At 33.1% G+C, this 25448-nt stretch carries 23 protein-coding genes and 1 pseudogene; 7 read left to right on the plus strand and 17 right to left on the minus strand.

Annotated elements, in window-relative coordinates; genetic code table 11:
- From DCO46_RS11665 to DCO46_RS11700, 8 genes are all read right to left on the minus strand, one after another.
- Nucleotides 1–702, minus strand: a complete 702-nt coding sequence (locus tag DCO46_RS11665; protein ID WP_116752707.1) for a sulfite exporter TauE/SafE family protein — start codon at nt 700–702, stop codon at nt 1–3.
- A 5-nt stretch (nt 703–707) separates the two neighbouring features.
- Nucleotides 708–1160 (minus strand): FixH family protein, encoded by a 453-nt coding sequence (locus DCO46_RS11670; protein WP_116752708.1) that lies wholly within the window; start codon nt 1158–1160, stop codon nt 708–710.
- Between the two features lie 11 nt (nt 1161–1171).
- Nucleotides 1172–2590 (minus strand): cytochrome c oxidase accessory protein CcoG, encoded by a 1419-nt coding sequence (ccoG, locus tag DCO46_RS11675; protein ID WP_116752709.1) that lies wholly within the window; start codon nt 2588–2590, stop codon nt 1172–1174.
- Between the two features lie 9 nt (nt 2591–2599).
- Complete coding sequence (locus DCO46_RS11680) at nt 2600–3535, minus strand: cbb3-type cytochrome c oxidase N-terminal domain-containing protein (RefSeq protein ID WP_116752710.1); 936 nt, start codon at nt 3533–3535, stop codon at nt 2600–2602.
- Nucleotides 3536–3537: 2 nt separating this feature from the next.
- Nucleotides 3538–3732, minus strand: a complete 195-nt coding sequence (locus DCO46_RS11685; RefSeq protein ID WP_116752711.1) for a CcoQ/FixQ family Cbb3-type cytochrome c oxidase assembly chaperone — start codon at nt 3730–3732, stop codon at nt 3538–3540.
- Between the two features lie 8 nt (nt 3733–3740).
- On the minus strand, nt 3741–5924 hold the full coding sequence (gene ccoN / locus DCO46_RS11690; RefSeq protein WP_116752712.1) for a cytochrome-c oxidase, cbb3-type subunit I: 2184 nt from the start codon (nt 5922–5924) through the stop codon (nt 3741–3743).
- A 12-nt stretch (nt 5925–5936) separates the two neighbouring features.
- On the minus strand, nt 5937–6119 hold the full coding sequence (gene ccoS / locus DCO46_RS11695) for a cbb3-type cytochrome oxidase assembly protein CcoS (RefSeq protein ID WP_116752713.1): 183 nt from the start codon (nt 6117–6119) through the stop codon (nt 5937–5939).
- 112 nt (nt 6120–6231) lie between these two features.
- Nucleotides 6232–8622 carry a heavy metal translocating P-type ATPase gene (locus DCO46_RS11700; protein WP_116752714.1) on the minus strand — a complete coding sequence of 797 codons (2391 nt, stop codon included), beginning with the start codon at nt 8620–8622 and terminating at the stop codon, nt 6232–6234.
- Nucleotides 8623–8824: 202 nt separating this feature from the next.
- Between DCO46_RS11700 and DCO46_RS11705 the strand changes: the two genes are divergently transcribed.
- Nucleotides 8825–9511, plus strand: a complete 687-nt coding sequence (locus tag DCO46_RS11705) for a Crp/Fnr family transcriptional regulator (protein ID WP_116752715.1) — start codon at nt 8825–8827, stop codon at nt 9509–9511.
- Here DCO46_RS11705 and mazG read toward each other — a convergent pair.
- From mazG to def, 3 genes are all read right to left on the minus strand, one after another.
- Entirely contained in the window at nt 9506–10276 is a 771-nt protein-coding gene (mazG, locus tag DCO46_RS11710; RefSeq protein ID WP_116752716.1) for a nucleoside triphosphate pyrophosphohydrolase, read from the minus strand. The genes DCO46_RS11705 and mazG overlap by 6 nt on opposite strands.
- Nucleotides 10277–10379: 103 nt before the next feature.
- Complete coding sequence (locus DCO46_RS11715) at nt 10380–10877, minus strand: DUF5606 domain-containing protein (protein ID WP_116752717.1); 498 nt, start codon at nt 10875–10877, stop codon at nt 10380–10382.
- 58 nt (nt 10878–10935) lie between these two features.
- The gene (gene def / locus DCO46_RS11720; RefSeq protein WP_116752718.1) at nt 10936–11526 is read right to left on the minus strand and encodes a peptide deformylase; all 591 of its coding nucleotides are present in this window, start codon (nt 11524–11526) and stop codon (nt 10936–10938) included.
- A gap of 197 nt (nt 11527–11723) precedes the next feature.
- Here def and DCO46_RS11725 point away from each other — a divergent pair, with 197 nt between their 5' ends.
- Entirely contained in the window at nt 11724–13946 is a 2223-nt protein-coding gene (locus DCO46_RS11725; RefSeq protein ID WP_116752719.1) for an FUSC family protein, read from the plus strand.
- A gap of 39 nt (nt 13947–13985) precedes the next feature.
- Here the strand turns inward: DCO46_RS11725 and DCO46_RS11730 are convergent, their stop codons facing one another.
- From DCO46_RS11730 to DCO46_RS11740, 3 genes are all read right to left on the minus strand, one after another.
- On the minus strand, nt 13986–15482 hold the full coding sequence (locus tag DCO46_RS11730; RefSeq protein ID WP_116752720.1) for a malate:quinone oxidoreductase: 1497 nt from the start codon (nt 15480–15482) through the stop codon (nt 13986–13988).
- Nucleotides 15483–15605: 123 nt separating this feature from the next.
- Nucleotides 15606–16022, minus strand: a complete 417-nt coding sequence (gene ruvX, locus DCO46_RS11735; protein WP_116752728.1) for a Holliday junction resolvase RuvX — start codon at nt 16020–16022, stop codon at nt 15606–15608.
- A 130-nt stretch (nt 16023–16152) separates the two neighbouring features.
- Nucleotides 16153–16770: a PAS domain-containing protein gene (locus tag DCO46_RS11740; protein ID WP_116752721.1), complete on the minus strand. Its 618-nt coding sequence runs from the start codon at nt 16768–16770 to the stop codon at nt 16153–16155.
- A 267-nt stretch (nt 16771–17037) separates the two neighbouring features.
- Between DCO46_RS11740 and DCO46_RS11745 the strand changes: the two genes are divergently transcribed.
- The 4 genes from DCO46_RS11745 (at nt 17038) to DCO46_RS11760 (ending at nt 21610) form a co-directional block, all read left to right on the plus strand.
- Nucleotides 17038–17853: a 2,3,4,5-tetrahydropyridine-2,6-dicarboxylate N-succinyltransferase gene (locus DCO46_RS11745; RefSeq protein ID WP_116752729.1), complete on the plus strand. Its 816-nt coding sequence runs from the start codon at nt 17038–17040 to the stop codon at nt 17851–17853.
- Between the two features lie 112 nt (nt 17854–17965).
- Complete coding sequence (locus DCO46_RS11750) at nt 17966–19834, plus strand: LTA synthase family protein (RefSeq protein WP_116752722.1); 1869 nt, start codon at nt 17966–17968, stop codon at nt 19832–19834.
- Nucleotides 19835–19952: 118 nt separating this feature from the next.
- Nucleotides 19953–21029: a glycosyltransferase family 9 protein gene (locus tag DCO46_RS11755; RefSeq protein WP_116752723.1), complete on the plus strand. Its 1077-nt coding sequence runs from the start codon at nt 19953–19955 to the stop codon at nt 21027–21029.
- Nucleotides 21026–21610, plus strand: a complete 585-nt coding sequence (locus tag DCO46_RS11760) for a glycosyltransferase family 2 protein (protein ID WP_317048051.1) — start codon at nt 21026–21028, stop codon at nt 21608–21610. The genes DCO46_RS11755 and DCO46_RS11760 overlap by 4 nt, the downstream gene beginning before the upstream one ends.
- A 181-nt stretch (nt 21611–21791) precedes the next feature.
- Here the strand turns inward: DCO46_RS11760 and DCO46_RS11765 are convergent, their stop codons facing one another.
- On the minus strand, nt 21792–22559 hold the full coding sequence (locus DCO46_RS11765) for a Kdo domain containing protein (protein WP_116752724.1): 768 nt from the start codon (nt 22557–22559) through the stop codon (nt 21792–21794).
- An 85-nt stretch (nt 22560–22644) separates the two neighbouring features.
- On the opposite strand from DCO46_RS11765, the gene DCO46_RS11770 reads away from it, so the two are divergent.
- The gene (locus DCO46_RS11770) at nt 22645–23439 is read left to right on the plus strand and encodes a glycosyltransferase family 2 protein (protein ID WP_116752725.1); all 795 of its coding nucleotides are present in this window, start codon (nt 22645–22647) and stop codon (nt 23437–23439) included.
- 86 nt (nt 23440–23525) lie between these two features.
- On the opposite strand, the gene DCO46_RS11775 is transcribed toward DCO46_RS11770, so the two are convergent.
- Nucleotides 23526–24644, minus strand: a complete 1119-nt coding sequence (locus tag DCO46_RS11775) for a glycosyltransferase (protein WP_116752726.1) — start codon at nt 24642–24644, stop codon at nt 23526–23528.
- A gap of 358 nt (nt 24645–25002) precedes the next feature.
- Nucleotides 25003–25448, minus strand: a pseudogene (locus DCO46_RS22680) (hypothetical protein); the annotation flags it as partial.

Genomic DNA, 25448 nt, shown 5'->3' on the forward strand with positions numbered 1-25448 from the left:
TTAATGACAATTAGGAGCTGCCTGGACAAACAAACTCATGTTTGAAGGTGAAATGTAGGGAATGCCTAAACCTAGGCCTCTAAGAATAAACAAAACCCCAATAATCACTGCTGCATAAGGAATTGCTTTTTGGATTTTATTTCTAAAAGGCATTTTTATTAATGAATTTACGTAAACGACAATTGTCATTAATGGTAAAGTTCCTAATCCGAATAAAAACATATATACTATTCCAAGACCGGCACTCTGCATGGCGATTGCACCAAACAAAGCCATATATACCATTCCGCACGGTAAAAACCCGTTGAGCAGGCCAATCGTAAAAATAGATTTGTAGCTTTTATTTTTAAACTGATTTCCAAGACTCGATTTAACTTTAGAAATAATTTTATAAACCGGTTTTGAAAAATTATACTTTGCAAATGTTTTCTCCGGAACCACAGCAACAAATATCATTGCAACACCAATAAATATTGACATATTTTGCTGTATTCCAGCAAGAAAAAAACCTCTTCCTAACATTCCAAAAATCAATCCTATTGTGCCGTAGGCAGATAACCGGCCTAAATGATAGGTTACAATCTGCATTACCTTTTTTGCCGCATTATTTCGATCAACAGGAAGCATCATGGCAATTGGTCCGCACATGCCAATGCAATGCAGACTGCTGATAAGACCTAATATTAGAGCAGAGTACAACATCTTTCTTAATTTACATAAATCACTTCCTTAGTCAGGTATTTTTTTCCATTATACTGCCATTCCATATTTACATCCCAACGTCCTTTTACTAATTTATTTTCCGGGATAACCAAAGATGAGTTTGTTAAAGCGATTGCTGTATTAAAATCAAACTTTTTGTTTGATGGACGATAAAGTAGAATATTCCCTTTTACTTTGTCACTTTCAAAACCTGCCGGAAAAACTATTTTCACTCCCTGATTATCTGTATAAGTAATCGAAGGCCTTTGCTGCAGATCGTGTGCGTTTTGTATACGCGCCATTTCTTCCTGAAAATGCGAATCATGTTTATAATATTCTTCTACAACCAAATCGTTGTCATATTTACTATTTGACTGCACTTCAAAAACAAAATACAATATAAAGCTCATAAACAGAGCGAAAGCAATAACAATTCCTGTTCCCCAATTGATTTTCATAATCTTCTTTTTTAATTAAAACTTCGTGGTCCTAAAAAGTTTGTTGTAGTGGTTTCGAGAAGTTCTTTGCCATTATAAACACCAATTTTTACTTTGGTTTTATCACTTTCCAGCAAAGCCTCATCTATTTCTATAAATAATGTTCCCTGAGAAATTCCTTCTTTGGCAACTTTAAAATGTTCTTTACCAACATTTCGTATATCACCTTTCTGATTAATTAATTCAAAATGTATATCCTGATAATCTTTCATTGTCTTATTGACAATTTTATAAGTGTAAACATTACTTATTTTATCTCCCTTGTGCTGAAAAAGCTGTCCCGGTAAGCGTAGAACAAGAGCCTGGACATCAGATCTTAAAAATAACATCCCAACAAAAACACTTAATAAAATAAATAAAACGGCTGAATAGCCTTTCATTTTTGCAGTAAATTTAAAAGGCTCTTTTTTCTCGATTTCATCTTCAGAAGCATATCGGATAAGACCTTTTGGTAAGCCGACAGAATCCATTATATGATCGCATTCATCAATACAGGCAGTACAGTTTGTACATTCTAATTGGGTTCCGTTTCTAATGTCAATACCCATTGGACATACGTGAACACACTGATTACAATCGATACAGTCTCCTTTTCCGGTTAAGGACCTGTCTTCTTTTTTATTGAATTTTGCACGGCCGGCTTCTTTTTCGCCACGAACAAAATCGTAAGCAACATTTATGGATTTATTGTCCAGAAGAACACCTTGTAAGCGACCATATGGACAAGCTATAATGCAAACCTGCTCGCGGAACCATACAAAAATAAAATAAAAAACACCCGTAAAAATTAGTAACGAAATAAAATTACTGGCTTGAGAAATGGGTCCCTCCTCCACCATTAAAAACAATTTATCACTTCCGACTAAATAAGCTAAAAAGACATTAGCAATACCAAACGAAATCAGAAAAAATATGAACCATTTGAGCGTTCTTTTTCTTATTTTTTCTCCATTCCATTCCTGTTTAGACAAACGCAGCTGAGAACCGCGGTCACCGTCGATCCAATATTCGATACGGCGAAAAACCATTTCTAAAAAAATTGTCTGCGGACAAATCCACCCGCAAAAAATCCTTCCAAAAACAACTGTAAACAAAATGATAAAGACAACACCTACAAGCATTGATATCACAAAAAGATAAAAATCCTGAGGCCAGAAGGGAAAGCCAAAAATATTGAAACGACGTTCTATAATATTGAACATCATAAATTGATTTCCATTTATTTTTATAAATGGATTTACAACTAAAATAATCAGTAATATATAACTGACTATCTTCCTGTAGTTATAAAATTTACCAGACGGTTTTTTAGGAAAAATAAATTTTCTTTTACCCCCTTCATCAATTGTTCCGATGGTATCTCTAAATGCTTCGTCTGGTAAATTTGACATGATATGGTATTATTTGACTTGTAAAGTATCTGCGTTTTTTTTAGGTGCCGCATCGTTTTTTGGAGCGCTTTCGTCTACCCAAATCTCACCATCCGGTGCTTTTGGATCTTTTGGATTGCTTCCTTGTAAAGACAAGATATAACTTGCAACTTTTTGAATTTCTTTAGGTTTCAGTGTTCCTTTCCAGGAAATCATCCCTTTACCATCACGACCTCCATTAGTTATCGTATGGAATACGTTTTTAATTCCTCCGCCTAAAATCCAATGGTCATCTGTTAAGTTTGGTCCGATTTGTCCTCCGGCATCAGCACGATGACAGGCAGCACAATTTGTTGTAAAAATTTCTTTTCCAATTGCCAAATCAGCCTTATCTGTCAATAAAACAACTGTTTTTTCATCCATTAAATCTGGTGCCGTTTTTAAATATTCTGCCACATCTATTTTTGCCTGCGCCATTTCCTTTTTCAATTCAGTTTCCTGATTATCGCCACCAAACAATTCATAACGGGCAAGATATACCGCTCCGAAAATGATACAGATATAGAATAAATACACCCACCAAGGCGGTAAATTATTATCGAGTTCTTTGATTCCATCATAATCATGATCCATTAGCAAATCGCCTTCTTTTTCAATTGGCTGCGTTTTGGTCAATTTCTGCATTAGGTTTTTGTACCATGTGCGCTCATTAAAGCTTAAACTGTTTTCGTATTCTAACTTCGCTTTCTCTTCCGGCGACATTAATTGATACATAACACGGTTTACGGCATTTAACGTAATTTCTATTGCTATTAAAACGAATAAAAAGACAAGCAAAAAGACCGCTAACATCGGATATTTTACAAACGCAGGCCTGTCACCTGAATCAATAAAGTATTCCATTAAAGCAAAGACGATGAAGAAAATCACAGGGACTCTCACATATACTGGGAAAAACTTTTTCATTTTTAATTATCTTTTGAAGTTATCATAAGCCCTTCTTCTAAAGGAATTTCACTCATTTCTCTAATTTTATCTTTTTTATAAGAAAACACCCAGAAGCCTAAACCTACAAAGAAGAAAAAGAATATCAGGAGAGAAAGTATCGGGTAAATTTCTATACCCGATATTGTTTCCATATTGTGTTTAATTTGTTCGAACATAACGCTTGTTATTTAGTTTCTTTAACTTTAATATCTGTTCCCAGTCTTTGGATATAAGCAATCAGAGCTACAATTTCTCTTTCATTCATTGGGACAAATTTTTCGCCTTTTGCTGCTGCTTTTTTTCTGCTATCCTCATAACTTTTCACAAAATCAGGATCATTTTCTAAACTTTTTTCTATAGCAATTGCCTGAGTTTTTAATGTCTTTTGAGCATTTGCAACATCAGCGTCTGTATAAGGAACTCCAAGCGAAATCATTGCTTTCATTTTAGTTTCAATTAATGAAGTATCCAGTGGTTTATTATCAAAAAGCCATTTATAACCTGGCATAATTGATCCTGCTGAAGTACTCTGTGGATTCCAGAAGTGATTGAAGTGCCAGTTGTCGTTATACTTCCCTCCAACCCTTAACAAATCGGGACCTGTACGTTTTGATCCCCAAAGGAATGGATGATCGTAAACAAACTCTCCTGCTTTTGATTGTGGCCCGTAACGTTCTACTTCACTTCTAAACGGACGAACTGACTGTGAGTGACAGCCCACACAACCTTCACGGATATACAAATCACGCCCCTCAAGCTCCAAAGGTGTATATGGTTTTACACTGCTTATGGTTGGAATATTTGATTTTACCATGATCGTTGGAACTATCTGAATGATTCCTCCAATTAGAATTGCAATTGTAGCTAAAATGGTTAACTGAATAGGTTTTCTTTCTAACCAGGAATGGAATTTCTCACCTCTCACTCTGCTACTGCTGATTCTTTGTAAGGCAGGAGCCTGAGCCAATTCATCTTCAATAGTTTCTCCGGCTTTCACGGTCATAATGATATTGTAAACCAATGTCAGCATACCTATCAGATATAAAGAACCCCCAATAGCTCTCATCCAATACATTGGCATAATCTGCGTCACTGTTTCAAGGAAATTTCCATAGGTTAAAGTTCCGTCTGGATTAAATTGTTTCCACATTGAAGCCTGAAGAAAACCTGCTACGTATAATGGTAATGTATATAATATAATTCCTAAAGTACCGATCCAGAAATGGAAGTTGGCTAATTTTTTAGAAAACAAATTAGTTTTTGTCATTCTCGGGATCAGCCAGTAGATAATAGCAAATGACATAAATCCGTTCCATGCTAATGCTCCTACGTGTACGTGTGCTACGATCCAGTCTGTATAGTGCGCGATAGCATTTACATTTTTCAGAGATAACATCGGTCCTTCAAAAGTTGCCATTCCGTATCCGGTAATCGCTACTACAAAGAATTTTAATACTGGTTCTTCACGAACTTTATCCCATGCACCTCTTAAAGTTAAAAGACCATTGATCATACCTCCCCAAGACGGAGCAATAAGCATTACAGAAAACACTACTCCAAGATTCTGTGCCCAGTTTGGCAAAGCTGAATACAATAAATGGTGAGGTCCTGCCCAGATATAAATAAAGATTAAGGACCAAAAGTGTATAATAGACAGACGGTAAGAATAAACCGGTCTGTTGGCAATTTTCGGAACAAAATAATACATTAGCCCTAAGAATGGAGTTGTCAGGAAAAATGCAACTGCATTATGTCCGTACCACCATTGTACCAAAGCATCCTGAACTCCTGCATAAACTGAATAACTCTTTAATCCGGAAACAGGAATTTCTATATTATTAAAAATATGAAGTACTGCAACAGTCACAAAAGTTGCCAGGTAAAACCAGATTGCTACGTACAAATGACGTTCTCTGCGGCGTAACATTGTACCTATCATATTAATCCCCATAACGACCCAGATCAATGCAATTGCAATATCTATCGGCCATTCCAGTTCGGCATATTCTTTTGATGATGTATAACCCAAAGGTAAGGTAATCGCGGCAGCCACAATAATAAGCTGCCATCCCCAAAAATGAAGATTACTTAAGAAATCGCTAAACATCCTCGCTTTTAGCAATCGCTGTAGTGAGTAATACATACCCGCAAAAAAGGCATTACCTACAAAGGCAAAAATTACCGCATTGGTATGCAGAGGCCTTAATCGTCCATAACTCAGCCACGAAATCCCATCTGTCATGTTGGGAAAAAGGTACATGACCGCTAAAGTCAGTCCCACTAACATACCTACAACCCCAAACAGGATAGTGGCGTAAATGAACTTTTTTACAATTTTGTTGTCGTAATAAAACTGTTCCATTTCCATAATTATACTTGTTTATTCTTTTGTTTTTGATTTGTTCTTTTGGGGAGTAAATTTAGTTTCATCGTCAAAAAGCATTCTGACTGAAGGCGTATAATCGTCATCATACTGTCCGGATTTGACAGCGATTATAAAAGCAATAAAGAAGCCTATTGCCACGAAAATACTTACTGTGATTAATAGATAAATAACACTCATACCATCTAATTTATATTAACAAAATTATTAGGTTACGGGCGGATAAAATATGATAATTATCATAATGAAGAGGAATGTTAAATTTAAGAAAATATTCAATAAATCACAAGTTTTAAGAAGCTAAATTTCTACTACTGAAGTAGTTAGACATAAGCGTCACAAAACTTACAATGGTGATTGTACTTAAAGGCATAATAATAGCTGCCACCAGAGGAAGAAGATTTCCGGTAACTGCAAATGCAAGTCCGATAACGTTGTACAGCAATGACAAAGCAAAACTCATCTTAATAATAAAAATCGCTTTATGAGATAACTTTAAAAAGTAATTCAGACGCGAAAATTCACTGGCGTCCAAAATTGCATCGCAGGCAGGAGAAAAAACATTGACATTTTCTGAAATAGAAATACCAACATTACTTTGTGCCAACGCTCCGGCATCATTTAATCCGTCACCGACCATCATAACGTTCTGTCCGTTTTGCTGCAGCTTTTTTATAAAATCCAGTTTTTGTTCTGGTTTCTGATTGAATATCAATTCGGTATCTTTAGGTAAAAGAGCTTCTAAGTTTGCTTTCTCGCCATCGTTATCACCGGAAAGAACCTTTAACTGATAGTCTTTGCTCAGGTTTGCAAATAGTTTTTCCAAACCTTCTCTATACTGATTTTCGAATACATATTTTCCATAATAAACAGAATCTATTTTTATATGGAGCGATGTTCTTTCTATTTCTGATGTATCTGGTGCCGGGCTTTCAACAAACTTTCCCGAACCAATTTTAATTTCTTTATTTTCAGCTATAGCCAAAATTCCTTTTCCGGTTATTTCCTGAAAATTATCGATTCTGATTTTCTTTGATTCCGGAAGAAAATCATATAACATACGGCTTAACGGGTGATTTGAAGCTCTGAGCGTGTTTTTAATCAATATAAAATCTTCATCAGAAATCACATTTCCTTCATATGTAATGTTTGATTTTTTATTGGTCGTAATTGTTCCTGTCTTATCAAAAACTATAGTATCGACTTTTGCCAGTTGTTCTATTACAAGGGCATTTTTGAGATATAATTTCTGCTTGCCCAAAATCCTCAGAATATTACCAAAAGTAAACGGCGCTGTAAGGGCAAGTGCACAAGGACAAGCTACAATTAATACCGCAGTAAAAACGTTAAAAGCAATATTGGCATCAATAAAAATCCAATACCCAAAACCTGCAAAAGCTATCAGAAGCAAAATAGGTGTAAAATATCTGCTTATTGCATCGGTAATAGTTTTATGTTTTTGATCTACATTTTTCTGAAAAATCTCATTACTCCATAATTGCGTCAGATAACTTTGAGAAACAGAATGCAAAACCTCCATTTCTATTACTTTTCCTATTTGTTTTCCGCCTGCAAATATTTTATCTCCGGATTTTTTGGTAATCGGAACTGCTTCTCCGGTTACAAAACTATAGTCTATTTCGGCACTTTCACTAATTAAAATTCCATCTACGGGAATTAATTCCTGATTTCTTATTAGCAATCTGTTGCCTTTTTCGACGTCATAAATCGGTAGGTTTTCTTCTGAGAAATCTGGATTAATCCTCGTAACCGCAATTGGAAAGTACGATTTAAAATCGCGTTCAAAACTTAAAAAACTGTATGTTTTGATCTGAAACATTTTTCCGAGTAACATAAAAAACACCAGACTTGCCAGGCTATCAAAGAAACCTGAGCCATAATTCATTACAATATCATAAGTACTTCTAATAAACATTACGATAATCCCTAATGCTATCGGAATATCAATATTCAGCATTCCTGACTTTATACTTTTATAAGCCGAAACATAATAACCGCTCGCAGAATACAGAAAACTTGGCAGTGCGAGAACAAAAATCAGGCCTCTGAAAAAAGGTTTGTAATTATCAAGCCAGAATTCTTTAATCTCAAAATATTCCGGAAAAGACAATAGCATTATATTACCAAAACAAAAAAAAGCGACTCCTAATTTATACGTGAGGCTTCTGTCTATGTTATTTTTGCCTGTTTCGTAATTTTCTAAACTGATATAAGGTTCGTAACCAATCGAACTCAGTGTATAAACAATAGTTTTGAGCGATACGAGAGTTGAATTGTATGTTATACGGACTTTTTTCTCGGGAAAATTAACCTGTGAAACATTTATTCCTGATTGAATCCGGTTAAGGTTTTCGAGAATCCAAATACAGGAACTACAATGAATATGTGGAATATTTAATGATACAATAGCAGTATCTCCTTCCTGAAATTCTAATATTTTTGAGAGTATGGCTTCGTTTTCTAAAAAATCATATTTCCCTTTAATGTCTTGGGGAGTTGCACCGGGAGATTTTTCAAAATCGTAATATGAGGTTAAATCGTGACTGCTGAAAATTCCATAAACTGTTTTACATCCGACACAACAAAACAGTTTATCATCAAAATGTATTTCTTCATTTTCATCAATGGCCAGACCGCAATGAAAGCAATTTTGCGCACTCATAATTTGTTTTTTTAATGATGCAAAGATCAAAACAAGAACCGATTATAAAGATGACAATTATCATGTTATAATGAAATTGAACTATCACAAAAGAAAATAAAGCAGCGAAATGATAACGAGCTCTTTTTTCTTATAAAATTAATGAATAATACTGCTTATAACTCCAAAATATGATTAATTTTGCATCTAAATTACTATTGTCATGAATAAATGTGATCAATGCATTGTAAGACAGCTTAGCTCATTAAAAGCCCTTAATAAAGAAGAAGTTATAAAGTTAGCTAATAGCAAAACTACTTATCAGATAAAAAAAGGAGAAGCGATTTTTGAAGAAGGAGAAGTAACTAATGGCGTTTTTTGTATTAAAGACGGGATTGGAAAACTTTCTAAGTTAAGTGCCAACGGAAAAGACCAGATTGTAAAACTGGTTAAGTCGGGAGAACTTTTAGGACAGCGTTCTATGATTAGTAACGAGCCTGCAAATTTATCTGCAAAAGCCGTTGCGGACATGGAAGTTTGTTTTATTCCTAAAACAGAAATCATACATTTTTTCAACAATAATAATCAGTTTTCATTAAACATGATGCAGGCTGTCTGCGAGGATTTAAAAGAATCTGAAAATGACAAAATTGCCTTAGTCCAAAAAACTGTAAAACAGCGTTTAGCAGAAACTTTATTGCAGCTTCATGAAGATTTTGGCGAAAATAACGACAAAACCTTAAAAGTACAACTGACCAGAGAAGAATTGGCAGGTATAATAGGCACTGCAACAGAAAGCTGCATTCGGTTATTATCTGATTTTAACAAACTGGAACTTATTGAATTGACCGGAAAAAAGATTATTCTTAAGAATATACGGGCATTAAAAAAATTAGCAGAGCAATTATAATTTCTTCGCTTCATTCCAAAATACATCCATTTCTGCTAAAGTCATATCCATTAGCGGTTTTCCTAATTCGCCGGCTTTATTTTCTAAATACTGAAAACGTTTAATAAATTTTTTATTAGTTCGCTCCAAAGCATCTTCCGGGTTTACATTTAAAAAACGGGCATAATTTATCATCGAAAATAAAACATCGCCAAACTCCGCTTCTATTTTATCCTGATCACCAGATTTTATTTCTTCCTGAAGTTCTTCAAGCTCTTCCTGTACTTTATCCCAAACCTGGTGCGGTTCTTCCCAATCAAAACCAACACCTTTTACTTTATCCTGGATTCTGCTTGCTTTTACAAGAGCCGGTAAACTTCTTGGAACTCCTTCCAAAACAGATTTTTTTCCTTCTTTAAGCTTTAGCTTTTCCCAGTTTTGCTTTACTTCTTCTTCATCTTTCACGACAGTGTCGCTATAAATGTGCGGATGACGATGAATAAGTTTTTCGCAAATTTCATTACACACATCTGCTATATCAAAATCGTTGGTTTCGCTTCCAATTTTGGCATAAAAAACGATATGCAGCAGCAGATCACCAAGTTCTTTTTTAACTTCATTCAGGTCATTATCTAAAATTGCATCTCCTAATTCGTAAGTCTCTTCAATTGTCAGGTGTCGTAATGTTTGTAAAGTCTGCTTTTTGTCCCACGGGCATTGCTCACGCAACTCATCCATGATAATTAATAATCTTTCAAAAGCCTTAAGCTGAAGTTCTTTGCTCATTTGTGAAGTATTTATTGGTTTAATGACCGGATAATGTAAAAGTAAAAAATCCTGTCAAGAAAACATCTTAACAGGATTATTATATTTTGAATGTAAGTCTTTACTATTCTTCTTTTTTAGCAGCAGCTTTTTTTGCCGGGGCTTTTTTAGCAGCCGGAGCTTTTTTAGGTTTTTCTTCAACAGCAGTTTCTTCTTTAGCTTCTGCAGCAGCCGGAGCCAAATCAGTAACCAAACCTTTAGACTGAAGTGTATTGTACCAGTTTAATACTTTCTTAATATCAGAAGGATAAACTCTTTCTTCATCATAATCAGGTAAAATTTCTTTGAAGTAAGCTGCTAATTTTGCATTATCTTCTTTGTGAGAAATCGCCTGACCTTTATTTTCTTTTGTAGCAATACGTTGAAAAACTTCAGTTAATGGTTTTTCACCGTCATGTGTGTAAATTGAAATTTCAGACAATAAACTTACATTGCTTTTTAATCTTACAGTGATTTTTTTTCCGTCAATTAATGATTCAGCTACAAATCCTGTACGAGTTTGTACTTTTAAAGCATATAAACCTGGTTTTCCTGAAACAGCTAATATTTTTTCTAAATTCATGTTTATTATAATTTGTATTAAGAATTTCGTTTATTTTTTTGTCTTTATTAAGAAGCGATTATCTCCCTTTTTTAGCTGCAAAAAATTTGATTTTGTAATCCTGAAAAGTTTTGCCTTCTGTAATGTTCTTTAATTTTTTCTGAATCAAACGTTTTTTCAATGAAGATATTTTATCTGTAAATAAAACTCCTTCAATATGATCATATTCGTGTTGGATAACTCTTGCAACCAAACCGTCAAAAACTTCTGTCTTTACAACAAAATCTTCTTCACAATATTCAATTGTAACAGTTGGTTTTCTGTAAACATCTTCGCGAACATCAGGAATACTTAAACAGCCTTCATTAAAACTCCACTCTTCACCTTCTTCTTTAATAATTTTAGGATTGATAAAAGTTTTCTTAAAACCTTTTAATTTTTTTTGTTCATCTGATGATAAATCTTCATCATCACTAAAAGGAGTTGTGTCAATTACAAACAAACGAATTGCCATCCCTACCTGTGGTGCAGCAAGCCCAACGCCATACGCATTGTACATGGTTTCATACATGTTTGCTATTATCTCTTTTAAGTTTGGATAATCTGGCGTAATTGCCTCTCCCACTTTTCTTAAAACCGGATCACCGTATCCTACAATTGGTAAAATCATTTGTATTTATTTATGCATTATCTACTGAAAATCCTGAATTTTATATCATAATTCAGCTGGCAAAAATAGTAAAAAATAGTCAATGAATAATTCTAAACAACATATTATCTCTCAATTTCATAACTTACAAAAAACTCATCTATAATTGTGCCAAAATAATTCGTACAATTCTTACCTTTGCTAGTAAACTTCCCTATATGTTTGATCGAATAACTAAATTTACCAATAGTACCTCTTTTCTGAATGCGTCAAAAGTAACGATTGCTTCTGTTGTGCCGGTTTTAATTTTAAATTTTTTCGGATATTTTGAGATCGGTTTTACTATAGCTTTAGGAGCTTTTTATACGTATCCAAGTGATATACCCAGTACTTTGGGGCATAAGGTAAAAGGGCTTATTGTTGCTTCATTTATTGTTTCGGGTGTTAATTTACTAGTTAACCTGGCATATCCTTATCCGTTTCTGTTTTATCCTTTTTTGGGCTTCCTGCTGTTTTTATGTTCGATGATTTCTGTTTACGGACAGCGTGCCACATTGGTTTCATTTTCTGCATTGCTCTCTATTTCACTATCTTTTGGACATTTCCATGAAGGTGTGGATGCTGTCGAATATTCTGCTTTTATTTTTATTGGAGGAATTTTATATCTGATCGTTTCGCTTGTATTTCATTTTGTACAACCCTATAAATATGTAGAATTACAAATTGCCGACGGTATAAAATTAACCGCAAAATATTTAAAATTAAGAGGCGATTTATGGAGTCCTGAAGCTAACCGTGAAAAAATCATTGAAAAACAATTAGCATTACAGGTCGAATTGAACTTAATCAATGAAGACTTGAGAAAGGTGCTGATCGGGAACCAAAATACTTCTGCCGCCACAAGTCAGAACCGAAAAATGCTCCTTGTTTTTATTACTCTGATTGAAATTCAGGAATTAGCATTGTACACTTCTTTTGACCACAATAAGCTGCTTGAAAAGTTTGACAAACATCCTGAAGTTTTACGAACCTATCAGAATGTAGCCTATAAACTGGCTTCCACTTTAAAAAAACTTTCTAAAAATGTAAACCATATTGCTGCCTATGTAGACAAAAATGATTTGAAAAATGAAATTGATGCTCTGGAATTTGCCATTTTTGATTATGAAAAAAGCTTAGGAAAAGAAGAGGCTGCAGAAGGTGTATTGATGTTGACCAACATGCTGAAATATGCAAAAAATCAGGTTGGGAAAATTAAAATTATCCAAAGGGCTTTTTCTCTTGCCATGCAATCTTACAAACTGAAAGACAAAGATAAAGAGCTCGAAAAATTCCTGACTCCGCAATATTATCCTTTACGCACCCTGATTGAAAATATGAGTTTTTCATCTTCTATTTTCAGGCATTCACTCCGGCTTACGATTACCATTCTTATTGGTTTAGTTATTGGAGATCTCCTGACTTTCCAAAATGGGTATTGGATTTTACTGACTATCGTTGTAATCATGCGACCGGGATACGGATTAACAAAAGAACGCTCTTATAATAGAATGTTCGGAACTGTGTTAGGAGGGTTATTGGCATTTGGAATCGTTTCGGTAATTCAGAATCACATTGCGTTAAGTATATTTTCTATTGTCTGCATGCTGCTTGGGCTCTCTTTTACACAAATTAATTATAAAATAAGTGCCACTTTTGTTACGATGTATGTGGTTTTTATTTATGGAATTTTAACTCCAAATGTTGTAGAAGTTATCCAGTTTAGAATACTGGATTCCCTTACCGGAGCCACGTTGGCCTTTATTGCCAATCAGTTTTTATGGCCGGCATGGGAGTTTATCAATACACCGATACATATTGAGAATTCAATTCGGGCCAATAGAAGTTATCTTAAAGAGATTGCTGATTTTTATAATAAAAAGGGAGAAGTCCCAACTTCTTACAAGCTATCAAGAAAGAATGCTTTTGTAGAAATTGGTAATTTAATGACTTCCTTCCAGCGCATGATGCAGGAACCGAAATCAAAGCAAAAAACGCTACCGCTTGTCAATAAATTAGTAGTCTTAAATCACTCTTTACTTTCTGCATTAGCTTCATTATCCACCTATATACAGTCACATCAGACAACATCTGCCTCAGAATCATTTAATTATATTATAAAAACTATATTATTAAATTTAGATCATTCCATTTCAATTTTAAGAAATGAAGCTATTCTAACGGATACATTTTTTGATAAAGAAGATGTAACGCTACAATTTGAAGAACTTAAGCGGGTAAATTTCACCCGACTGGCTACAGATGATGATCTTGACAAGGAAACCCGTCAGGCAAAGATGCAGGAAGCCCAAATGGTTATTGAGCAATTAATCTGGATGAGTAATATGTCTGAAAAAATATTAAAAATCACAAAAGAACTAAAAGCAACAAATCCAGATTAATTCATCTGGATTTGTTATTTATTTGTATAAAAACTGAGTTTAATTATTCAGTTTTAAAACTTCAGAAGTATGCTTTCTCATTTCAGCCAAAAGCTCTGGTTTGTCATTTAAAGTTTTACCGTAAGAAGGAATCATATTTTTCATTTTCTCTTCCCATTCCGGTGTTTTAATCTGATTTGTAAAACATCTGCTTATTAAATCAATCATAATCGAAACCGCAGTAGATGCACCCGGGGAAGCTCCTAATAAAACAGCTAACGTTCCGTCATGTGTATTAATAACTTCAGTTCCGAATTCCAAAACCCCTCCTCCGTTCTCATCTTTTTTGATAACCTGAACACGCTGCCCTGCTCTTTCTAATTTCCAGTCTTTAGAACGTGCTGTTGGCAGATATTCACGAAGTGCATTCATTCTGTCTTTTGGAGACTGACGAACCTGCTCTATTAAGTATTTGGTTAATGGAATATTATGATATCCCGCTGATAACATCGGAATTAAATTATTTGCTTTTATAGACAATGGCAGATCCAGATAAGAACCATTTTTAAGAAATCTCGTTGAAAATCCTGCAAAAGGCCCAAAAAGAAGTGCTTTTTCACCATCAATTACACGAGTATCAATATGTGGAACAGACATTGGTGGTGCTCCTACGCTCGCTTTTCCGTAAACTTTTGCCTGATGTTTGGCAATTATCTCAGGATTGGTACATTTTAGCCATTGACCACTTACAGGAAAACCTCCGTAACCATTTCCTTCCGGAACATTTGCTTTTTCTAATAAGGGTAATGAACCACCTCCGGCACCAATGAAAACAAATTTTGTATATGATTTTCGGGTCTGACCTGTAGACAAATCCGTAATTTTAATTCTCCAGGATTTATCCTCACGTTGTCTCAGTTTTTTAACCTCGTGGTTAAAGTATAAAGAAACACCATCAAGTTTTTCTAAATAACTGAACATACTTCTGGTTAATGCACCGAAATTCACATCGGTACCAATAGCCATATGCGTTGCAGCTAAACTTTCCGTATTTTCCCTGCCTTCCATTACAAGCGGCATCCATTCTTTTAATTTTTCAAAATTGCTACTAAAAGTCATTTGAGCAAAAATCGGATTGCTTTGCAAAGCTTCAAAACGTTTTTTAAGGTATTCAACGTTTTTATCTCCCCACACAAAACTCATATGAGGGACACTTTTTATAAAATTCTCGGGAGACGGTACTTTATTTTGTTGTACTAAGTAAGACCAAAACTGGCGCGAAACCTCAAATGATTCTGCTATACTTATTGCTTTTTTAGGATCAATACTTCCGTCTGCCTTTTCTGGTGTGTAGTTCAATTCACAAAAAGCAGAGTGTCCTGTTCCGGCATTATTCCAAGCATCAGAGCTTTCTGCAGCGGCAACATCTAATCTTTCGTAAATCTCAATTTTGATATCGGGTTGTAACTCTTTCAAAATTATTCCAAGAGTGGCACTCATAATTCCAGCTCCAATGAGTACTACTTCACTATTTGAACGTATGGTTTCGTCAGGCATAACAGTATTTTATTTTAAAGTGCAAAGGTACTTTTTTAATTGCAAAAAAAAACTAATAATAACATGATAAAAGTTAGGATTTTTTAAAAAACTTCAAATTTTAAACAAATTTAATCATGGAAATTAAAATCGTTTTGAGGAAAGATAATCCTGAAGCATAATTGTGGCAGAAATTTCATCAATCAAACCTTTGTTCTGACGTTGTTTTTTACTTAATCCGCTATCAATCATAGTCTGAAATGCCATCTTGGATGTAAAACGTTCGTCTACCCGAACGACTTTCATATCGGGAAAAATATTTAAAAAATGGGTCACAAAACCTTTAATTACCGAAGCACTTTCAGATGGCTGTCCGTTCATTTGTTTCGGCTCTCCAACTAGTACCAATTCGACTTTCTCTTTTGAGAAATAATCTTTTAAAAAGTCTATTAAAGTATTTGTCGGAATAGTTGTAAGACCCGAAGCAATGATCTGCATTTCGTCGGTAACAGCAATTCCGGTACGCTTTTGTCCGTAGTCAATTGAAAGTATTCTTGGCATTTTATAATTTTTATCAAAGATAAACAGGAAATGCATAACCTGAAAAGAATTATTTCAATTATAAAAAAATCCGCCTTGATTTCTCAAAACGGACTTGTCCAACATTTAAAACCTAATTAAAAAATGGGCATTATTTATTAAATAAACGACTAAAAAAACCTCTTTCATCCTCTTCTTCCTCTTCAGAATGAGAAAATTTTGATTGTGCTTTTTCGTGTTCAAGAATTAGTTCCTTTATGTACTCAACATAACTTCTCTTTTTTTCTTCTAAGAACCCAATAAGATATTTTTCGCTAAACTCTACTCCGCTGGCGCCTTCAATCTGCAGTAACTTTTTATACAGAGGCTCAATATGCATGGCAACAACTTCCTGCGGAACCGATTGTCTTCTTCCAAAATAATTTACAATAACGCCATTTTCATCTTTAGCAATTTCAAAATCAGTAATTACCCAATAGTACCTTCCTGATTTGGCCAGGTTTTTTACAACCGCATGAAAATTTTTACCTGCTTTAAGATTTTCCCAAAGGACTTTAAAAATCACTTTTGGCATATCAGGATGTCTAATAATATTATGTGGTTGTCCCATAAGTTCATAATCTTCATATCCGCACACATCAATAAAAATTTCATTAGCGTACTCGATTATTCCAAATGCGTTGGTTTTACTCATAATAACCTGAGTTTTATCCCATGATACTTCTTTATCAATAATTGTGCGGCCCTGAAATTGATTTTCCTGATTCATTTTAATTTATTTTGGATTAGCAATAATAATTCCTGTCGTGGAGAAATTGTGCGGCAAAACTAATCTGAATAAAAAACAGAGAATCTGATTTTTGTCATATTCTATTATAAAAAAAACTTTTAATGGATAGTTATTTGAAAAATATTCCACATTGAAAGAAATTAATTTCTCAAATTAAAAACAAAAAGTTACAACTGTAACATTTTCAAAATGGTTTTGCTTTTTTGCTTTTATTCAAATACTATATCTTTGCAAAAAATTAAACTTATGAATTCTTTACAGACGATAATCGAACAAGCTTGGGAAAACAGAGCTTTATTACAAGAAACTACTACAACTAACGCTATTAGAGAAGTTATAGAATTGTTAGATGCAGGAAAATTAAGAGTTGCCGAGCCGGTTGGAGACAAATGGCAGGTTAACGAATGGGTAAAAAAGGCTGTTGTTATGTATTTCCCAATTCAAAAAATGGAAACATTAGAATCAGGCATTTTCGAATACCATGATAAAATGTTACTAAAAAAAGGTTATGCTGAAAAAGGGATTCGTGTGGTGCCGAATGCCGTAGCACGTTACGGAGCATATATTTCGAGCGGTGTTATTTTGATGCCAAGTTATGTAAACATCGGAGCTTATGTTGACGAAGGAACTATGGTTGATACATGGGCAACAGTAGGCAGCTGTGCACAAATTGGTAAAAATGTTCACTTAAGTGGCGGTGTTGGTATTGGCGGAGTGCTTGAACCATTACAGGCTGCTCCGGTAATTATAGAAGATGGTGCTTTTATTGGCTCAAGATGTATTGTTGTAGAAGGTGTTCATGTTGGTAAAGAAGCCGTTCTTGGTGCAAATGTTTGTCTTACAGCTTCAACAAAAATTATTGATGTGACGGGTGATGAACCTGTTGAAATGAAAGGTTTTGTTCCTGCACGTTCTGTTGTTATTCCGGGAAGTTATACTAAAAAATTTGCTGCCGGAGAATTTCAGGTTCCATGTGCGCTGATTATCGGTACACGTAAACCATCTACAGATTTAAAAACTTCACTAAATAATGCTCTGCGTGAGTATGATGTGGCAGTTTAATCTACTGTTAAGCTAATGTTAGAAATTTAATACTATTTTTAGGTTTTTGTCGTGAGGATTTATACTTTTGCGCAAAAAAATAATTCTCACAAGAAAACCTAAAAATTTGTAAATGAACAATATAAATCAAAATGTAATCCTATTTTTAAAAAGATTTATTTTAATATTAGTAACCTACCAATTGAGCAGAATTCTATTTTTCTTTATGAATTTAGAATTATTTGAAGGCTTTACCTTTAAGATTTTCATAGGTGGTGTACTCTTTGACTTAGCCGTTATTTCTTATATAAATTTTATTTTTCTTTTTTTTCATGTAGTTCCCGGCAATTTCAAATACAAAACTGTCTACCAAACTATATTAAAGATTTCCTTTTATACAGTAAATCTTATATTTTTATCAACCAACTTTGTTGATATTATCTACTATCGCTTTACCGGCAGAAGAAGTACTTTTGCATTAATTACTGCAAGAGGTATGGAAAACGATACCATACGATTAATCCCTTCTTTTTTACAGGATTTTTGGTATGTTGGTGTCTTATTTATAATTATCAGCATTGTTCTTTGGAAATTGATCCCGGATCCTAAGGATACAATTGTCATTCAAAGACTAACTAAAAAAGACTATTTAAAAAAATATACTTATGTAGTTGTTTTACTTGTTGCAATATTACTTGTAGGCCGTGGCGGATTCAGAAAAAAACCAATCAGAATTGTAGACGCTGTTGAATATGGTGAAGTAAACAATGCAGGATTGGTATTAAATACTCCTTTTTCTATTTTAAAGACTTTATTTAAAAAAGAGGATATTGACAACACTCATTACTACGATAGTAAAGAATTAAGCAAGACTTACAACCCTGTAATTTCAATAAAATCAGATGAGGCTCCTCTCAGAAAAAATGTTGTGATTATAATTTTGGAAAGTTTTGGAAATGAAAATATCGGACGAGGCCAGACTCCTTTTTTAGACTCCCTAATTACAAAATCTTGTTATTTTAAGAATGGATTTGCAAATGGTAAAGTCTCAATTGATGCTGTTCCTTCGATAATTTCAAGCATTCCGAGCCTTATGAATAATTCATTCATTTCGTCAAGTTATGCTTTAAACAAGGTACATAGCCTTCCAAAAATATTCAAAGACCAAGGATACAGCACTTCTTTTTTTCACGGAGCTTTTAATGGAAGCCAAAACTTTGATGAATATGCAAAAGTAGCCGGGTTTGATCAGTATTTTGGAAAAAATGAATATGTTGGAAAAGATTCCTTTGATGGAAAATGGGGAATTTTTGATGAAGAATTTTTACAGTTCTATGCTCATAAACTGAGCACTTTCAAAAAACCATTTTTTAGCTCTGTATTTACAATTTCTTCGCATGTTCCGTATGTTATACCAGAAAGATACAAGAATAAATTTCCAAAAGGAACAACTGATATACATGAAAGTGTAGCTTATGCTGATTATTCTCTTAGAAAGTTCTTTGAAACTGCCAAAAAACAGGACTGGTACAAAAATACCTTATTTGTTCTTTCGGCAGATCATACTTCATCTGGCGGAGATAACGAGACAGATCAGACAAACATTGGAAAGTTTAAAATTCCGATTTTGTTTTTTGATCCTTCTAATCCTGAATTAGCTGGCGTAAACGAAAAAAACTTCCAACAGATTGATATCATGCCAAGTATTCTGGATTATTTGCATATTAAAACAGATATGGTAAGTTTTGGTAAAAGCTACAAATCAAAAGAAAATTTTGTCGTGTACTATCTTCAGGGAACTTATCATTACATTCAGGACGATTATTATGTTGCCTTTACAGACAATAAGGTAATTGGTCTGTATAATTGGAAAAAAGATGTTTTATTGAAAAACAACTTAATGCAAGTCGATAAACCACGTGTTCAAAAAGCAGAAAAATTTATAAAAACTTATATTCAGTCCTTTAATGAAAGAGTAATGAATAATCAATTGGTTATCTAAAAATAAAAAAAACTTAACAGAAGTTTTAAATGAAATTCCAAATTCCGGTCAATAAAATGATTGGAATTTGGAATTTTTTGCTTCAATTTGTAACCGCTTAAAAGTTGATAATTCCTATATGAAAATACTTGTAATTCAGCAAAAAATGATTGGTGACGTTTTAGTCAGCAGTATCATATGCAATAATCTGCGCATTGCCTATCCGGACGCTCAGATTGATTATTTGGTTTATGCCTCGACAACACCTGTTTTAGAAGGAAACCCAAGTATTGATAATATTATTTTGTTTGAAGAAAAACACCGAAAGAGTAAAAAAGAATTACTCAAACTTGGTTTTCAGATCCGAAATGAAAAATATGATTTATTAATTGACGCTTATTCTAAGTTAGAAAGCTGGATTTTGGTTTTGTTAAGCAATGCCAAACGAAAAATATCTTATAAAAAACCAGGAAGAAATTTTCTTTACACAGACAACGTGCCTTTTGAGCCGTTTCCGAAAACAAATTTAGGTTTAGCAATAGAAAGACGCCTTTCCTTGTTAGAGCCTTTAAATTTACCTGTAAAAACAGATCCTATACCAAGATTATTTGTTTCTGATAAAGAAAACAAAGAGGCAATTGCGCTTTTTGAAAAGCATAAAGTTCAGAAGAACAGAAAAACGGTTATGATCAGCCTTTTAGGAAGTGAAAAAATCAAAACTTACCCTCTAGATTTTATGGCTAAAGTTGTTGATTATATTGCAGATCATGAAGATGTTAATATCCTTTTTAATTATTTCCCAAAACAGCTTCAGGAGGCAAAAATTGTTTTTGACGCATGTAAACCATCTACCCGCGAAAAAATTTATTTTGATCTATTAGGTGATGATTTACGATCGTTTATTGCTATCATGAACCAATGTAATCTTATCATAGGAAACGACGGCGGGGCTATTAATATGGCCAAGGCATTAGAAAAACCTTCATTTATTATCTTTTCTCCCTGGATTGAAAAGAAAATCTGGGCTACTTTTGAAGACGGAGTCCATCATCTTTCAGTGCATTTACAGGATTATCGCACCGATTTATTTGAGGATAAAACTGAAAAAATGCTTAAAAAAGAATCTTTATCTTTATATCAGGAATTCAGACCTGAATTTTTTAAGGATAAAATCGAATTATTTTTAAATCAAAATCTCACCTCCGCCACAAAATGATTTTGACAGAAAAAATGCTCTTATCAGCATTACTCATAACCTATAACGAGGAATCGAATATAACAGATGTGCTCAATAATCTGGCTTTCGCCGATGAAATAATCATAGTAGATTCTTTTAGTACTGACAGGACATTAGAATTAGCCAGTGAGTTTAAAAATATTAAAATTACGCAGCGTGTTTTTGATAATTTTGCTTCACAGCGCAATTTTGCACTTAGTTTAGCTACACATCCGTGGATTCTTTTTGTCGATGCTGACGAAAGGTTAACACCCGAATTACAAAATGAAATTAGTATTGTAATCAATCAGGAAAAAAGTGCATCAGCTTATTTTGTTCATCGTGATTTCATGTTCGAAAACAAGAAATTAAAATATAGCGGCTGGCAAACTGATAAAATAATTCGTCTTTTCAAAAAAGAAAAAGCAAGTTATAATCCTGAAAAAATTGTTCACGAAAAATTAATTGTTGAAGGAAAAACCAAAAAACTAAAAAACAAACTTATCCATCATTCTTATTCTAACTATAACGATTATAAGCAGAAAATGATTTTTTATTGCCATTTAAAGGCGCAGGAATAATTCGTAAAAAAAACAAAGCCAAATTTCTTTCACTTTTATATCCGGCCGGCTTATAAATTCTTAAACCAATATATAGTCCGTTTTGGATTGTTGGATGGCAAAAAAGGAATTATAATTTGTTATCTCAATGCACTGAGTGTTGCGGTACGCTTTAAGGAGCTTAAAAAAATCTGGGAAAAGCCTACGACTTCCAGAATTTAAGTTTCTTTTTAAGTCTCTTCTTTTTTGCGAATTCTTCCTGAAAATGAGTCGTGGCTGCCCACATTTGTTCAAAAATTTCAGTTTCTGTTTTATCCTTATAAAATTTTGAATATTCATTGCTCATCACAGCAATCATTTCTTTTTTAGGAGTCAAACGTCTGAAATTATTCATGCGCTGTTCAAAGCTCATCTTTTCGTGAAAATTCATTCTGTTCAGGTCGACTAAGAAAAAATCATATGTATTGTCTGCAATTTTTTTGATCAGCGTATTCCCCGGAGAATGATCTAAAAATTCTACTCCTTTTTCATGCAATTCAAAAGTGAATTTTACAAACTGCCTTAGTATTGTATCATGATCTGGATAATCAGGGATTTCTACAAGTTCCCTGTATGTTAATTCAGTAACTAAATGTTCACTTACATAGTAACTGTCTTTTAACCCAATAAGATTAAAATTCTCAAAAAAGGCTATCGGTGTCGGAGTACCAATTCCTTTTTCCAATAAAATCATCGCAAACTCAAAAGAGCGTTTTGCTTTTGATTTTCGAAAATATCTGTAAGCGATTTTATTAATAATGTTTGGAATTTTGAATGACTTGATATTGATCTTTTTATCATTAAAATCAAAAAGTTTAATTTTATTTCTGTCACCATTCCCAAAAAGAGTCCCTGATGTATTAAATGACTTAATATTTTCAAGTACCAACGAGGTACTATTTTCAAAAATTGGATTTATCTTAAAATTCATTCAGTGGTTCTTTATACACGAACAAAAATACACATAGAATTTTAGACATCAAATTATTATTGTATTTTTACTCAAATTTAATTTCATGTCACAACCAAATTGCACACTAGTAGCGTCTACTTATAATTGGCCGGAAGCATTAGAACTATTATTATTAAGTGTATCAAACCAATCTGTCTTACCGAACGAAGTTATCATTGCAGATGATGGATCAGGAGAAGATACTAAAAATTTAATAGAAAATTTTAAAAAAACTTTTCCAGTTCCTTTAGTTCATATCTGGCAGGAAGATCTAAAAAACAGAAAGTCAAGAATCATGAACAAAGCCATCGCTGCTGCTAAATATGACTATATAGTTGAAATTGATGGTGATATCATATTAAACAAAAATTTTATTGAAGACCATCTTGCCTATGCTCAAAAAGGGCATTATTTATTTGGGTCACGTGTAAATATCCAGGAAAAATTATTGCCTGAATTATTTTCAAAAAAAAATATTGATTTCAATTTCTTTTCAAAAGGAATTAAGAAAAGGAGCAGAACAATACGAATCCCTTTTTTAATGAATTTTGCAAAAAGTGTCGACAAATGTTCCAAAAAACTTAGAGGCTGCAATATGTCTTTTTGGAAGGAAGACTTCATTAAGATTAATGGCTATAATGAAAGTATAGTTGGTTGGGGAATGGAGGATTCTGAAATGATACAACGATTACATAATATTGGAATTAAAGGCAAAAGACTAAAATATACCGGAATTGTTTATCATATTTATCATAAAGAGCAATCTAGAAATAATGTTCCTGTAAATAGCGAAATTGAAAATCAGACTATTAAAAACAAACTAACTTCTGTTGAAAAAGGAGTTGATCAATTTTTATAGTCTTGTTTTATTAAAACCACATTTTGATGCAATTTTTAAGTCAGAATTTGCATCAAAATGTATAAAAGTTTACCAAAGTCAAAACTTTAATCAAACTCCTCTGATTGTTGTTTTGAATACACTTCAAACACATTCCTGGCATTTTCCTTAGCTGTAAACTTTTCAAAAAATAAGTTATAAGATCTTTCGGCAAATTCTTTTCTTTTAGCCTCATCTTCAAGTATTTTCTTTAAATTTAATGCCAGATCTTTATAATCTGATACTTCTGACAAAAAGCCGTTATAATCATGAGTAATAGCTTCAGGAATTCCTCCTGCCTTAGTGCTCACTACGGGAATCTTTTTAAGAAATGCTTCATATATCGTCAAGGGCAGACCTTCTCTCTCAGAACTCATAACATATACATCAAACTGAGTTAAAAAATCTAATGCATGTGATTGAAAACCAGCCAGAGTAACATATTCTTTTAGATTGAATTGATTTATTAAATCCTGAATAACAGGAGTACATTTAGTAGAAAATTCTCCAATTTGCACAAGATGTATATTTTTAAAACCAATATTATTAACTAAATAATCAATGGTTTTTATAAGTGTTGGCAAATCTTTTGCCTTCACATGATTTGCAATATTCCCTATGATCAGTCTCTCGTCAGGTATATTGAAAATCTCTTTTAAATTCTCAAATCGAACAACTGTAGTTCTGTCCAGGTTTATTCCATCATAAACTACCTCTAATTTTGTTTTGTTTTTTTGTAAAATTATTTCTGCAAAAGATTTTTTTACTGCTTCTGAAACACAAATAATTTTTCCAATATTTTTATAATTATATTTGAATTTACTTAAAATAGTACTGCTGGTACCCATCCCTTTTTTAGAGAATATGGCTTTGACTTCCAGATTAAACAACAAATCTGATATTGTAAAAACTGTTAAAGAATCACTGGTATGTAAATGAATTAAATTTGGCTGATTTATTTTGACAATTTCTTTTAAATACCTGTAATTTGAAAAGATATTGAGTTTGTCTTTTGCTGCTTCTATGAAAGTGATATTTTTAGAAGCGCATTCTTTTTCGAGAAGTGAATTTTTTACTCCAAAAACTATGTTTTCTACTCCGAGCTTAGTTAATTCAGGTATTATATCAATTAATTGCTGTTCATTTCCCCCCCAACTTTTTGCTCCTGAAACATGTAGTATCTTCATTCTGTTTTTTGTTAATCTGCAAATTTAATCGTAAAAAACAATATCAACCTTAACAAAGAAATAATGAATGAATACCGGATAAACATAAATCATTCTTTATGGACTATAAATATTCAGCGAATTAAATTAAATATTTAATTCAATGAAGCTGCTTAAATTATAAAATAGTAGAATTTCACAACTAAACACAGTTTTTTCTTAGAGAAAGCTAAATGTGGATATTTGATTTGGAAATTTAGGATTGATTTGACTAATTTTTTTTTTGATAAATATAATGAAAACCTTTAACAACCAAAAAAAATACACAAAAAAACTGCAACCTTCGATTTGAAAATTGCAGTTTCCTATTTTTTTTATCTTATTTAAATAAAAATTTGAACCATTGACCAAAATTCTTTTTCCAAATAAAAAAACTCGAAGGCACAATATGTGATTTATTTAAATTCTTTTCGATTTCAGTGAATGTTGAACCATTAACGAATGCGAGTTTCTTCCATCTTTCAGGTTCCATATAAAAGAAGTTTCTCATACTTTTATAGTTGCTTTCATTAACCTTTTCCCATTTACTTAAAAATTCTTCTTTATTAATATCAGCATCGTGACCCCAGTTACTGAATTTCATTTCCAGTTCTTCTTTTGTTCTGGAGAGGCATTCATGTATAACGGAACCTTTGTAGTAAATTATTCTTTTTCTGGTTTGCCTTCCAACTTTATAATTTGGAAAATTAGTAGCCAATACAATTTTTGAAGGCTTTTCAACATACAGTATCCCATCATCTAATCTTTTATAAAGATTTATTAAAA

The sequence above is a fragment of the Flavobacterium sp. HTF genome, from assembly GCF_003105115.1.
GTDB lineage: Bacteria > Bacteroidota > Bacteroidia > Flavobacteriales > Flavobacteriaceae > Flavobacterium.